Genomic DNA, 13,431 nt, shown 5'->3' with positions numbered 1-13,431 from the left:
GCGCAGGGTGTGCAGATTGGCTGGAGGTTCGGCTTCCGCTCCGTCAGGCCGCCGCGGCCGGCTGCATGAGCCGGGCCAGCAGATCGTCCAGGGTGACCAGGCCGGTGAGCCGGCCCGCGGTGTCACGGACCACGGCCAGGGAGGACCGGCGGCGGCGCAGCACCTCGATCGCGTCGGCGAGCGTGGTGGCCTCCGTCAGCTCGGGCACCGGACGGGCCAGTTCCCGGGCGGTCGTGGCCCGCCCCCGGGCCCGGGCGACCAGGGCGTCACGGGCGTGGACCGAGCCGAGGACGGTGCCGTTCTCCCGGACCAGCAGCCGGGTGCGGTCGTGCGCGGCGGCCAGTCGCAGCAGTGCCTCGACGTCCGTGCCGCCCTCGATCCAGGTGAGCTCCGCGGCCGGGATCCGCAGCGCCGCGACCGGCGTCTCCGGCTCGGTCAGCGAGCGGGTCAGCAGCTCCGAGTCGGTCGCGCTGATCAGGCCCAGCCGCTCGGACTCCGCCACCAGGTGCGTGAGCTGCTCCCGGTTGTGCACCGAGGCCAGTTCGTCGCGCGGGGCCACCCGGCACAGCCGTACCAGCGCGTTGCTCACGGCGTTGAGCAGCCGGATCAGCGGCCGTACGGCCCGCACCACGGCCCGGAACGGCGGGGAGAGCAGCATCGCCGAACGCTCGGGGTGGGCGATCGCCCACGATTTGGGGGCCATCTCACCGACCACCATGTGCAGGAACACCACCACGACCATGGCCACGGCGAACGCCACGCCGTAGCTCACGGCACCGGGCAGGCCCAGCGTGTGCAGCAGCGGGTCGAGTTCATGCGAGATCGCCGGCTTGGACACCGAGCCCAGGCCCAGCGTGCACACAGTGATGCCCAGTTGGGCGCCGGCCAGCATCAGCGACAGCTCGCGCATGCCGGCCAGGGCCGCCCCGGCGCCGCGCCGCCCCTCGGCCGCCGCCTTCTCCATGCGGTGCCGCTTGGCGGCGACCAGCGCGAACTCGGCCGCCACGAAGAATCCGCTGCCGATCAGCAGCAGCACGGTCACGAAGACCGCCATCGGGAAACTCACGCGATCTCCTCGGCTTCCACGGCCCGCACGACCGGGCTGATCCGGACCCGGTCGGCCACATGCCGGTCGAGCGTGCGGACGTCGATCACGGCGCGGGCGCCGTCGGGCAGTTCGACCGTGACCCGGTCGCCGACGGTCGGGAAGCGGCCGAGCCGGTCCACGACCAGGCCGGCCACGGTGTCGTAGTCGTCGTCCTCCGGCAGCCGGACACCGGTGGCCTCGGCCACCTCGTCCAGCCGGCGGCCTGCGTCCACCAGCCAGCCGTCGCCGTCCGCGACGGCGAGGACGGTGACCTTGTCGGACTCGTCGGCGATGTCGCCGACCAGCTCCTCGGCGATGTCCTCGTACGTGACGATGCCCGCCACGCCGCCGTGCTCGTCGAGGACGACCGCGAACTCGTCGTCCTGCTCCCGCATCCGCGTCACCGCGTCCGGCAGCCCGAGCGTGTCCGGCAGCAGCAGCGGCCGCCGCGCCACCTCACCGGCCCGCGCGCCGGCGAAGCGCGCGGCGGGCAGCGCCATCAGCTCGCGCACGCCCAGCACGCCCACGATGTCGTCCGGGTGGTTGCCGAGGACCGGGTAGTTGGAGTGGCCGTGCTCGGCGATCAGGCCGACCGCCTCGTCGGCGCCGGCGTCCGTGCGGACGAAGACGGCGTCGGCGCGCGGCACCATCACCTCGTCGAGGGTCCGCTCGGAGAACTCCAGCGCGTGGTCCAGCAGCGCGGCGGTGTCCTTGGGCAGGGCGCCCCGCTCGTGCGACTCGCCGATCAGATGGCCCAGCTCCTCCAGCGTGGCGCCGTGATGCAGCTCTTCGACCGGCTCGATACCGGCCTTGCGCAGCAGCTTGTTCGCCGCGCTGTCGAAGACGCGCACGACAGGGCCGACGACCTTCAGATACGCCAGCGTCGAGGGGGCCAGGGCCTTGGCCAGCCGCTCCGGAACGGCGATGGCGAGGTTCTTCGGGGCCAGCTCGCCCAGCACCATCTGCACGACCGTGGCCAGGACGAAGGCCAGCGTCACGGAGACGCCGCTCACGGCCGCGTCGGGCAGGCCGAGCCGGGACAGGGCCGGCTTGAGCAGCGCGGACACCGAGGGTTCGGCGATGAAGCCGACGACCAGGCCGGTGACGGTGATGCCGAGCTGCGCGCCCGACAGCATGAACGACAGCCGCTCCAGCACCCGCAGGGCACGGGCGGCCTTGTTGTCCCCGGCTTCGGCCTCGCGCGCGAGGGTGAGCCGGTCGGCGGAGACGTAGGCGAATTCCTGGGCGACGAAATAGCCGGTGCCGGCGGTCAGCACGAACACGGCGAGCAGGCCCAGCAGGGCGTTCGCGGCACTCATCGAACACCAACCCGCCGTGTGCCGCGATCACTGATGTCGTGGCGGGGTGGTCGGGGACTGTGCCCCGGAGGGTCCGTCGGTCTGGCGGACAAGAAGTGGCTCCTTATGCGTGGTGTGTCTCCGGGTCAACGCTCGTCGTCGCGCCCGTGTTCCCGGACTCTACGACGGTGTAGAGAAAGCCTCAGCCCGGGCGGGACTCCGTGCGGCAGTCCTCGGCGAGGTCCGGCACCAGCGCGCGCAGCGCTTCCCGCTGGTCCGGGCCCATGAAACGGGCGAGGGACTGCGTCACCGTCCCGGCGAGCGGGCCGGAGGCCTCGGTCAGGAGGCGGCGGGCCTTGTCGGTGAGGGTGACCTCGACGCCGCGCTTGTCGCCGCACACCGACCTGCGGGTGACGAGGCCGGCGTGCTGGAGGCAGGCGATCTGGTAGGTGAGGCGGGTCTTCGGACGGCCCAGCAGCTCCGCGACGCGCGTCATGCGCAGCCCGCCCTCGGGCTGCTCCGCGAGCAGGCACAGGATCAGGAACTCGTCGTGCGAGACGTCCAGCTTCTCCTTCACGACCGAGCGCAGCCGCTGTTCCACCGCCCCGGTCGCGGCGAGCACCAGCATCCAGGCGCGCAGTTCGGCCGGCAGCAGCCCGCTGCCCTCGGTGAACGGGCATTCAGGCAGCTCGGCGGGGTGCTCCTCGGGGTCGGCCATGCGTCCAGCCTACCTGTTGTCCAAATTTGGAACAGGGCTTGTTCAATTTTGGACGAGCCACTAGCGTGCAGTCATCCAAATTTGGACGAGACGCGTTTGGCAAGCCGACCCGAGTGGAGAAAGATCATGACCGTCGCCGTGGAAACCGGACTGTGGCAGCTCGACACGACCGCCTCGACCGTGGGCATCCAGCACAAGACCATGTGGGGTCTGGTCACCGTGAAGGGCACCTTCGGCGCGATCGGCGGTTCCGGTGAGGTCAGGCCCGACGGATCCGCCGTCGGCACCCTGACCTTCGACGTGGCCTCCCTCGACACCAAGAACGCCAAGCGCGACACGCACCTCAGGTCCGCCGACTTCTTCGACGCCGACCACCACCCCGAGATCACCTTCGTGGCCCGCAGCGCCGAGCTGCGCGACGGCGACCAGGTGCACGTCGTCGGCCAGCTCACCGTGCGCGGCGTCAGCGGGCCGCTGTCGCTCACCGCCCGCCTGACGGACGGGAGCGCCACGGGACTCACGCTGGAGACGGAGTTCAGCGTGGACCGGGACCAGTTCGGCATGGGCTGGAACCAACTGGGCATGATCCGCGGCCGGACCACGGTCACCGCCGCCCTGCGCTTCGTCCGGACCACCGGCTGACCCGGCCCCCGGGCGGTGTCAGCCCGACCGGCGCAGCGCCTGCTGCACATCCGCGCTCGACAGGGTCTGCGGCGAGGCCGTGAACGCGCGCAGGCGGATCCGGGCACCCGGCCGGGGCAGCGTGAACCGGCCCGAGGGCGGCCGGAGTTCGTAGCGGGCGGTGGCATGCGCGGGCAGGGTGCGCGGGCCCCGGACGATCCGCCAGTACGGGTCCATGCCCTGGCCCATGGTCAGGGTGAAGTGCGGGGCGAGGGCCGTGTCGTCCGTGTTGCTGACCTGCAGGGTCAGGCGGGAGACGGTCGCCGCGGTGAGGTGGCGGGCCGCGACGACCCGCATGCGCAGGGGCGGTGTGCCCGTCGCCGCGACGGCCGCGCCGCCCAGTGCGGGCATGAGCAGCAGCGCCGCCAGGGCGATCCGGGCCGGGCGGCGCCGCGGCCCGGACAGCAGGCGCACCCGGGGCTGCCACGCCCCGGTGAACGCCGACGCGGGAGCGGTCACGGCCGCCGCCAGCCACAGCGGCGTCATCAGCAGGTAGTAGCCGTCCTGCGAGCGGGTCGCCAGGTAGAAGGCGCACCAGGGCAGGACGGTCGCGGCCGGCCCCAGGCGCCGTACGAAGAGCACGAACAGCACGAGCAGGCCGGCGAGCAGCAGCAGGCTCGCGGAGGAGTACCAGTCGAGACGGTCGCTGCCGTTCGTCAGGTACAGCGAGATGCCGACCACGCCCTGCCCGTGCAGCACGGCGCCCTGCGTCAGCGGCAGGGCGATCCCCGTCAGCCAGGGGCCAGGCTCGCTGACGACGAAGTAGGTGTTGATCAGCAGCCACATGGTCGCCGCGGCCCCCGAGAACCGCAGCACCACCAGCGCCGCGGCCCGGCCGCCCAGCTCCCCGCGCCGCACGGCGTAGAGCCCCGCCAGCAGGAACGGCGCCAGGAACCAGGGGAGTTGCTGTGCCGCGCACGCCGCCCCCAGACACGCGGCCCGCGCCAGCCCCGCCGCCCCGAGCCGCCCGCCCGCCCCGATACGCGGCCAGCGCACCACCACCGGCACCAGCAGGGCCAAGGCCACGATCGCCGGGTAGCCGAGCCGCGCGTACGACGGCAGCATCCCGAAACCCAGGCACACCATGGTCGCCGCCGACCGCCACGGCGCCGGCAGCATCCGCCACAGCACGACCGTGCCGGTGACCAGCGCGCCCGTGCTCACCGCCGTCGCCGGAGTACCGCCGTGCCCCAGCCACAGCAGCGGCACGGCCAGCAGCGGGGCCAGCGGCGGATACCCGTAGGTGAGGTCGTAGCCGCCGGTCACCGTCGGTGTGAGGGCCACGCCGTGGCCGAAGAGCCAGCGCCACGGCTGCCCGTACACCGGGTGCCCCGCGGCCACTTCCCGCGCCGCCTGGGTGGTGAGCAGCGCCTCGTCGGAGCCGTGGTGGAGCATGATCCACGCGCACAGGGCGAGCGTCACGCCCGTGACCAGTACGCACAGGTCCACCCGCGTCAGCGACCGTTCCCGGCGGACGGTCAGGGCCAGCACCCCGCACGCCAGGATCGAGGCGTAGCAGACCGAGATCACCGCGGCCACGGCCGGCCGGTGACCGGCCGCCGTCGCCCACACCGCACGGGTGCCGATCAGCAGACTGATGTCGGCGAGCAGGGTCAGGACGCGGTGCCACTGGGCCGGGGACGGCGGCCCGGCCGGCGCCGACTGCGTGCGCGAGCCGGGCACCAGAAGGGTGGTTTCTGCCGAGTACACGCCGCAGGACGCTAATCGCCGCCGGTGAGCGGGGCCCGGGCGGCGGTGAAGAGGCGGGTGTGAGGCGAGTAAGGAGCCGCCGTGCGCTCAGTAACCGTCGAGGACCCGCCGCCCGCTCAGTACACGTCCCGTGCGTACCGCTTGTCCGCCGCCAGTTGTTTCACGTACGCGGCGGCCTCCCCCTCGCTCAGCCCGCCGTGTGCCACCGCGATGTCCCGCAGGGCCCGGTCCACGTCCTTGGCCATGCGGGAGGCGTCGCCGCAGACGTAGAAGCGGGCGCCGTCGCGCAGCCAGTGCCACAGCTCCGGCCCGTGCTCGCGCATCCGGTCCTGCACGTACACCTTGTTGCGCTGGTCGCGGGAGAAGGCGGTGTCCAGACGGGTGAGGGTGCCCTCGTCGAGCAGAGCCGTCAGCTCGTCCTCGTAGTAGAAGTCCGTCGCGCGGTGCTGCTCACCGAAGAACAGCCAGTTGGGCGCCCGGTGCCCGAGAGCACGCCGCTCCTGGAGGAAACCGATGAACGGCGCGACGCCGGTGCCCGGGCCGACCATGATCATCGGTGTCGACGCGTCGGCCGGGGGCCGGAAGTGCGGCGAACGCTGCACGAACACCGGCACCTCGGTGTCCGCCCCGGCGTCAGCGAGGAACGGCGAGCACACCCCGCCGCGCTGACGCCCCCGCAGGTTCTCGTACCGCACCACGGACACCGTCAGCGACACCTGATGCGGGTCGACCAGCGGGCTGGACGATATGGAGTACAGCCGAGGCTGGAGCTTGCGCAGCACCCCGGCCCACTCCTCTGCGCTCGCCCGGACCGCGAACTCGGCGATCACGTCCACGGCCTGCCGCCCCCAGCACCACTGCGCCAGCCCGTCCTTGTTGTCGGGCCGCAGCAGCCTGCGCAACTCGTGCTTGTCCCGGGCGCGTTCGGCGACGAACCGCAGCAGGTCCGGGGTGATCCTCGTGATGTCGAGGTGCCGGCCGAGCGCCTCGGCGAACGGCACCCGGCCGGCACCGGCCACCTCGACGGCCGTCCCGCCGTCCAGCCCGGTCACCGCCAGCCACTCCGTCACGAGGTCCGGCGCGTTGACCGGCCGCACGCCGAGCGCGTCCCCGGCCTCGTACGCCAGGTCCGTCCCGCTGGTGTCGAAGGTGAACCGCCGGACCTCCTTGACCGCGCCCGGCCCGCTGAGCAGCCGGTTGCCGACGAGCCGGGCGATCGTGGCGGCGGGCTTCGGCTTCGGGTTCGGCCTCGGTGCCGGGTCAGGGCGCGAGGCCGGGGAGTCGGCCGGGGCGGTGGCCGGACCGCCCAGCGCCGAGAGCACGTGGTCGAGCCAGGCCCCCGCGGAGTCCCCGTAGTCCGGCTCGCAGTCCGTGCGCGGGGCCAGCCGCACCCCGCCCAGCTCGCCGAGCCGCGCGTCCAGCCGGCGCCCGTGCCCGCAGAAGTCGTCGTAGGAGGAGTCGCCGAAGGCGAGCACGGCGTACCGCACCCCCTCCAGCCGCGGGGCCCCTTCGCCGGAGAGCGCGTCCCACAGGCCGGTGCCGTTGTCGGGCGCGTCGCCGTCCCCGAAGGTGCTGGTGATGAAGAGCAGGTCCGCCGTGCGGGCGAGTGCGGTGACGTCCGCCTCGTCCATGCCGACGAGGGTCGTACGGTGCCCGGTCGCGGTCAGCCGCTCGGCGGTGGCGGCGGCGAACTCCTCGGCGTTCCCCGTCTGCGAGGCCCACAGCACCACGACCTCACGGCCGGCCGGCTCCCTCGCGGGGGCGGCCGGTGACGCCGAGCGGGAGTACATGCCGGCGAGGACCCCGTTGACCCACAGGGCGTGCTCGGGGGTGAAGGGCGCGTCGGGCGGAAGTACCGGGACGCCCGGGGCGCCCGAACCCAGCCCGGCGAGGAAGCCGGTGAGGTACTGGCGTTCCTGGGCGGACAGGACCGGGGGAGGGGAGGGCTGGAGGCCGAAGGGGTCGGTCCCGGCGGGGGTGACGGCCGTCGGCGTCAGCGCCCCGGCCGGTCCCTCGCGTACGGCGCTCGCCGCCTCTCGCACGGAAGCCTCTCGCACGGATGCCTCGCGCACGGGCGTCGCCACCTTCGCCAGCGACACCGCGCACACCTTGAACTCGGGCTGGAACGACAGCGGATCCACCGCGTCGCTCGTCACCGCGTTGATGCTCAGGTACTCGCCGAACAGGTCGTTCCAGTGGAACGGCGCGAAACAGCAGCCGGGCCGCACCCGGTCCGTCACCACCGCCGGCAGCACGGCCCGCCCACGCCGCGAGGCGACCTCGACCAGATCGCCCTGCGCGACCCCGAGCGCGTCGGCGTCCCGCGGATGGAGCTCCACGAAGGGCCCGGGGTTCAGCTTGTTGAGCTTGGCGACCTTCCCGGTCTTGGTGAGCGTGTGCCACTGGTGCTGCACCCGCCCGGTGTTGAGGACGAAGGGATAGTCGTCGTCGGGCATCTCGGCGGCGGGCAGATGGGGCCGGGCGAAGAAGACGGCACGACCGCTCGCCGTCGGGAACCGCAGCCCGTCGTCACCCACGTACCGGACGGGATTGCGCTCCGGACCGTCCTCCCGGGCCGCCGGCCACTGCACGGGTGTCCGCCGCAGCCGCTCGTAGGAGACGCCGCGCAGATCCCACTGCGTCTTCGGGTTGTGGAACCGCCGGATCTCCTCGAAGACCTGCTCGGCGCTGTCGTACGAGAACCCCTTCTCGTACCCCATCGCGCACGCGACCTCCGCGATGATCCGCCAGTCGGCCATCGCCTCGCCGGGCGGGTCCGCGGCGGCCCGGGTCAGGGTGAGGTTGCGCTCGCTGTTGACGAAGACGCCCTCCGCCTCGGTCCACATCGCGCCCGGCAGGACGACATCGGCGTACGCGTTCGTCTCGGTGTCCGCGAACACGTCCTGCGTGACGACGAACTCGGCGGCCTCCAGGCCCTCGATGACCGTCCGGCGGTTGGCGACCGAGGCGACGGGGTTGGTGCAGATGATCCAGCAGGCCTTGATCTCCCCGTCGGCCATCTTCCGGAACATCTCGACGGTGCCCTGCCCGACCCCGTCGGCCCGCAGCGTCCCCGGCGGCAGCTCCCACACGTCCTCGACGAACGCCCGCTCCTCGTCCACGAGCACCGACCGCTGCCCGGGCAGCCCCGGGCCCATGTAGCCCATCTCGCGCCCGCCCATGGCGTTGGGCTGCCCGGTGAGCGAGAACGGCCCGGCGCCCGGGCGGCAGATCGCACCCGTCGCCAGATGCAGGTTGACCAGGGCGTTGGTGTTCCAGGTGCCGTGCGTGGACTGGTTGAGACCCATGGTCCAGCAGCTCATCCACTGCCGGCCGGCCTCGCCGATCAGCCGGGCGGCCCGGCGGATGTCGTCCTCGGCGAGCCCGGTGATCTCCGCGACCGCGGTCGGGGTGTAGTCGGCGAGGAAGGCGGGCAGGTCCTCCCAGCCCTCGGTGTGGGCCGCGACGAACTCCGGGTCGGTGTGCCCCTCCTCGTGCAGCAGGTGCAGCAGGCCGTTCAGCAGCGCGAGGTCGGTGCCCGGCCGGACCTGGAGGAAGAGATCGGCCTTGGCGGCGGTCGCGGTCCGCCGCGGATCGACGACGATCAGCCTGGCGCCGGCCTTGACCCGCTCCATCATCCGCAGGAAGAGGATCGGATGGCAGTCGGCCATGTTCGAGCCGATGACGAGGAAGACGTCCGCCTGATCGAAGTCCTCGTACGAGCCGGGCGGCCCGTCCGCGCCCAGCGACAGCTTGTAGCCGGTGCCCGCGCTCGCCATGCACAGCCGCGAGTTCGACTCGATCGCGTTCGTCCGCACGAACCCCTTGGCCAGCTTGTTCGCCAGGTACTGCGCCTCCAGGCTCATCTGCCCGGACACGTAGAAGGCGACCGAATCCGGCCCGTGCGCGTCGACGATCGCCCGCAGCCGCGCGGCGGTCTCGGCGATCGCGTCCGCGACGGGCGAGGGCACCGGCTCCTCGCCCCGGTCGTCCCGCACCAGCGCGGTGGTCAGCCGCCCGGGCGCGGCGAGCATGTCGGCGGTGGTCGCGCCCTTGGTGCACAGCCGGCCCGCGTTCGCCGGGTGCGCCTTGTCGCCGGACGCCTTCAGGACCGTGCGCCGCCCGTCCGGCCCCATGCCGACGTCGAGCACGAGACCGCAGCCCACTCCGCAGTACGAGCAGACGGTGCGCACCTGATCCGTCTCCTGCTGCGGCCGTGGCGTCGTGGTCATGCCCCGACGGTACGAATGTCCCGTTACGCAGGTGTCACATTGCTTGATCACGAGGAGTTACGCCCGTCACACAGCCGCATTCCGGCCGTTGTGAGGTGCATCCAGGTGGCGGAGCGTGTCGCAGTTGGGCCGAACGGGTGACCGTGCGCAAGAATTGGCCGATGGAGACAGCCAGCGCGAGCCAGGACGGAGCATGCCGGTGAACAGCCACGATGTCACCGACGAACAGTGGGAGGGGCTCGCCCAGGTCGTGCCGCTGCGGGGCCGGGACGCCTGGCCGTCGTCCGTCGGCCACCGCTCCATACCCGAGGCCGAGACGGAGGCGCGACGCCGCTTCGTCGTCCTGCGGGTGAACGTCTTCGCCGACGCCCGTGACGTCGCCGAAACCCTGATGGCCGGTGTGCCGGTGCTGCTCGACCTGACCGGCGCGGAGACGGACGTCGCCAAACGCGTCCTCGACTTCAGCACCGGTGTCGTCTTCGGCCTGGCGAGCGGAATGCACCGGGTGGACCGCAACGTGTTCCTGCTGACGCCCGCGGGGACCGAGGTGACGGGGCTGATGGAGGGGATCGGGGTTCCCGGGGTGTGATGCCGCCTTCGGTGTGACGTCGCCGGGGGTGTGGAGTCGCCGGGGGTGTGGAGTCGCCGGGGGTGTGATGTCCCCTGAGGGCCGGGTCGCCCGATCGTAGGAAGTCCTGGGAGACGAAACGGTTCGTCCCGTGAGCGGAGTCCTACGGTCCGGACATGACCCAGCCCCCCGCTCCCACACCCCCCGCTCCTCTCACCTCCCTCGTGCGGCCACACATCACCGAGTTGCGACTCACCGCCTTCGCCGGCCACCGTCGCGCCGCACTCCCGCTCGGGCCGCTCACCCTCCTCGCCGGTCCCAGCGGCTGCGGCAAGTCCAGCGCGCTGCGGGCGTACGAGGCGCTCGCCCGGCTCGGAGGAGGGGCCACGCTCGGCGAGACGTTCCCGGACCCCGCCGCCTGTGTCCCGGAGCGGGCCCGGCCCGACGCACAGCACCGCCGCGGCTTCCGCTTCGGCTGCACGGCCGACGGGCCCGCCGGCCCGGTCCGGCTCGATATCGCCGTGCAGGCCGAGCCTCAACTGCGGGTCGTGGGCGAGCGGTTGACGGCCGGCGGACTGGTGCTGCTGGAGACCGCTTTGCGCGACCCCGGGAAGCGGGCCGTGCAGGCCGCCTGGCACACGGCCGGGCCGACGCCGGTGACCCGTGGCCCGTTGCCGGACGACCGGCTCGGCACCGCCCTGCTGCCGCTGCGCGTGGCCGGCCGGACACCCGGGCAGCGCAGGGTGCTGGCCGCCGCCGAGCAGATGGTCGTCGCCCTGCGCTCCGCCTTCGCCTGCGATCCCGAGCCCGGCCGGATGCGCGGCCTCGTACCGGCCGGCTCCGGGCGGCTCCTGAGCGACTGCGGGAACCTCGCCGACGTGCTGCTGCGCACCCGCGCCGAGTGCGGCCACCGGCACGCGCAGTTCGTCGCCGCGGTACGGGCCGGCTGCGCGGGGCCGGTGGCGGACGTGCTCGCCGAGGTGCCGGCCGACGGGACGGTCCGGGCGGTGCTCGACCGGGGCGACGGCGTCCGGACCGGGCTGCGGCGCCTCGGCGACGGCGAACTGCGGTACATCGCCTTGGCGTTGGTGCTGCTCACCGGCCCCGGCGTGCTGGAGGTCGACACCGCCAGCGAGGTGCCCGCCGCGCTCCAGACGCTCACCGTCCTCGCCGACGGCTTCGACCGGAACCTGGACGTACGGCAGCGGCCGGAACTGCTGCGGCTCGCGGTCCGGATGTGCGAGCGCGGTCACATCCGGCTGGTCGGCGCGGTGAGCGACGTCTCGTGGGCCGCCGGGACCGACGGGGTCACGGTGGTACACCTGGAGCCGTGACAGAACCTCTCGACGTGGCGAAACTGCAACGCCGGCTGGCCGAGTTCGCGGCCGCGCGGAACTGGCAGCCGTACCACACCCCCAAGAACCTGGTCGCCGCGCTGAGCGTGGAGGCGTCCGAACTGGTCGAGATCTTCCAGTGGCTGACGCCCGAGGAGTCCGCCCGTGTCATGACCGATCCGGACACCGCGGACCGGGTCACGGACGAGGTCGCCGACGTGCTCGCGTATCTGCTCCAGCTGTGCGAGGTGCTCGGCATCGACCCGCTGGCCGCGCTGGACGCGAAGATCGACCGGAACGAACGGAGGTTCCCGATCTAGGAGCCCCACAGTCCACTTGTACGCTGCGTAACCAAAGTGTGGCCCGAATCCGAATTGTTGTCCGCAGATTTCCGTCTTCCTCTGGCTTTTCGTCTCACACCCCTTCACTCTGGGTAGTGAACAAGGGAGTCGGGCGGACGGACGCGCGGAGCGCGTCGGACAGGACGGGGGCAGCGCATGGACGCGGTGCGGCTCATCGTGACGAGCAGGCGGTCCCTGGCCGCGGGCGGCGACGTGCCGGGGATCCTGGCCGAGGTGTGGCAGGCACAGGCCCTCGCGCAGGCGATAGGAAGCCGCCTCGCAGTCGCCGGCCCGCCCGAACTGCGCGGCGAGGCGCTGGGATTGACGGAGCTGGCGGGCCGCGGCTGCGGTGTCCTCGACGCGCCCGAACTGGCCCCCGGTGAGCTGCGGGCGGGCCAGCTCACCGAGCTGGGCGACGCCCGCCACACCCTGATGTACCTCGGCGGCCTCCTCGGCGAGGTCGGCATCGCCCTCGTGGGCCTCGCCTGCGCCGCGGACGACGAGGGCACGTACTGGCAGTGCATGGAGGCCATCGACGCGGCGGACGAGTCCCGGGACCGCGTCCTGGAAATGCTCCGCAGACTCGCGGACCGGGAACAGGCGTTACCGGAGCGGGAGGCGGGGTAGCGGCCAGCGCGAAACGCCTCCGGCTGCCGGAGACTGCGTCCGGCTACCACAGGCCGGCTTCGGCCACTGCGAACCGCCTCCGGCCACCAGGGGCGGGCTTGGGCCGCCAAGGACCGGCTCCGTCTGCGGCGGACCGGCTTGGGCTATGACGGACCGGCTTCGGCCGCCGGGTTCCGTCTTTGGCTACCAGAGGCCAGATTCGGCCGACACGGACCGACTTCGGCTATGGCGGACCCGCTTCGGCCACTGCGAACCGGTTCTGGCGCGCAGGCAGGCGGCCCAGTCGGCGACCAGGAGGGCCTTGCCCGCGCCGGCCGGCCCACAAAGGCCGGCTTCGGCCGTCACGGATCGGCTTCGGCTACGTTGGACCGGCTTCGGCCACCGGGATCCGCCTCTGGTTACCAGAGGCCGGCTCTGGCCGCCACGGACCGGCCTCGGCTATCAGAATCCGGCTCTGGCCACCCCGACCGGCTCTGGCCACCCCGACCGGCTCCGGCCACCCCGACCGGCTCCGGCCACCTCCTGCCGGCCCCGGCCGCCGTAGACCAGTCGGCCACCTCCTGCCGGCCCCGGCCGCCGTAGACGACCTCGGCTGCCAGAGACCGGCTTCGGTCGCCGCAGACCGGCCCACGGCCGCCTCCCGGGGAGCGGATCTCGGCCGACCTGCTCCTCCTCGCTCGGCCTCCGGTCGGCGTCACCCGCCGCCGACAGGTCCGCGTCCAGCGCCGACAGGTCCGCGTTCAACGCCGCCATCAGCTCCTCCATCTGCTGCAACAGCCCTTTCGGCTGCCCGGTCCCGCCCTGCTGCGGCACGGTCTCTTCGGACATGACGGCC

General features: G+C 72.9%; 11 protein-coding genes. 5 read left to right on the top strand and 6 right to left on the bottom strand.

Going from position 1 to position 13,431, the window contains the following annotated elements; translation table 11 throughout:
• Positions 1-43: 43 nt before the first annotated feature.
• From ACIBL4_RS24150 to ACIBL4_RS24140, 3 genes are all read right to left on the bottom strand, one after another.
• Positions 44-1,066: a hemolysin family protein gene (locus ACIBL4_RS24150; protein WP_399413318.1), complete on the bottom strand. Its 1,023-nt coding sequence runs from the start codon at positions 1,064-1,066 to the stop codon at positions 44-46.
• Positions 1,063-2,406 (bottom strand): hemolysin family protein, encoded by a 1,344-nt coding sequence (locus ACIBL4_RS24145; protein WP_399413316.1) that lies wholly within the window; start codon positions 2,404-2,406, stop codon positions 1,063-1,065. Before ACIBL4_RS24145 ends, ACIBL4_RS24150 begins: the two co-directional genes overlap by 4 nt.
• A 181-nt stretch (positions 2,407-2,587) precedes the next feature.
• Positions 2,588-3,103 (bottom strand): MarR family winged helix-turn-helix transcriptional regulator, encoded by a 516-nt coding sequence (locus ACIBL4_RS24140; RefSeq protein ID WP_399413314.1) that lies wholly within the window; start codon positions 3,101-3,103, stop codon positions 2,588-2,590.
• A 126-nt stretch (positions 3,104-3,229) separates the two neighbouring features.
• Between ACIBL4_RS24140 and ACIBL4_RS24135 the strand changes: the two genes are divergently transcribed.
• Positions 3,230-3,745 carry a YceI family protein gene (locus ACIBL4_RS24135; RefSeq protein ID WP_399413312.1) on the top strand — a complete coding sequence of 172 codons (516 nt, stop codon included), beginning with the start codon at positions 3,230-3,232 and terminating at the stop codon, positions 3,743-3,745.
• Between the two features lie 18 nt (positions 3,746-3,763).
• Here the strand turns inward: ACIBL4_RS24135 and ACIBL4_RS24130 are convergent, their stop codons facing one another.
• Entirely contained in the window at positions 3,764-5,470 is a 1,707-nt protein-coding gene (locus ACIBL4_RS24130) for a hypothetical protein (RefSeq protein ID WP_399413518.1), read from the bottom strand.
• Positions 5,471-5,610: 140 nt separating this feature from the next.
• Complete coding sequence (locus ACIBL4_RS24125) at positions 5,611-9,726, bottom strand: molybdopterin-dependent oxidoreductase (protein ID WP_399413310.1); 4,116 nt, start codon at positions 9,724-9,726, stop codon at positions 5,611-5,613.
• A gap of 193 nt (positions 9,727-9,919) precedes the next feature.
• Between ACIBL4_RS24125 and ACIBL4_RS24120 the strand changes: the two genes are divergently transcribed.
• The 4 genes from ACIBL4_RS24120 (at position 9,920) to ACIBL4_RS24105 (ending at position 12,596) form a co-directional block, all read left to right on the top strand.
• Positions 9,920-10,315, top strand: a complete 396-nt coding sequence (locus tag ACIBL4_RS24120; protein WP_356923426.1) for a cell division protein SepF — start codon at positions 9,920-9,922, stop codon at positions 10,313-10,315.
• A 155-nt stretch (positions 10,316-10,470) separates the two neighbouring features.
• Complete coding sequence (locus tag ACIBL4_RS24115) at positions 10,471-11,628, top strand: AAA family ATPase (protein WP_399413308.1); 1,158 nt, start codon at positions 10,471-10,473, stop codon at positions 11,626-11,628.
• Positions 11,625-11,948, top strand: coding sequence for a nucleotide pyrophosphohydrolase (locus ACIBL4_RS24110; protein ID WP_399413306.1), 324 nt, complete (start codon positions 11,625-11,627; stop codon positions 11,946-11,948). Before ACIBL4_RS24115 ends, ACIBL4_RS24110 begins: the two co-directional genes overlap by 4 nt.
• A 177-nt stretch (positions 11,949-12,125) precedes the next feature.
• Positions 12,126-12,596, top strand: coding sequence for a DUF6099 family protein (locus ACIBL4_RS24105; protein WP_399413304.1), 471 nt, complete (start codon positions 12,126-12,128; stop codon positions 12,594-12,596).
• Positions 12,597-13,037: 441 nt separating this feature from the next.
• Here ACIBL4_RS24105 and ACIBL4_RS24100 read toward each other — a convergent pair whose 3' ends face one another.
• Entirely contained in the window at positions 13,038-13,424 is a 387-nt protein-coding gene (locus tag ACIBL4_RS24100) for a hypothetical protein (RefSeq protein WP_399413524.1), read from the bottom strand.
• Between the last annotated feature and the right edge of the window lie 7 nt (positions 13,425-13,431).

This window comes from Streptomyces sp. NPDC050416, assembly GCF_044458845.1.
In the GTDB taxonomy this organism is placed as follows: Bacteria; Actinomycetota; Actinomycetes; order Streptomycetales; family Streptomycetaceae; genus Streptomyces.
Note: the sequence above shows the minus strand (reverse complement) of the source record. Positions and strands in the feature narration are given on the sequence as shown.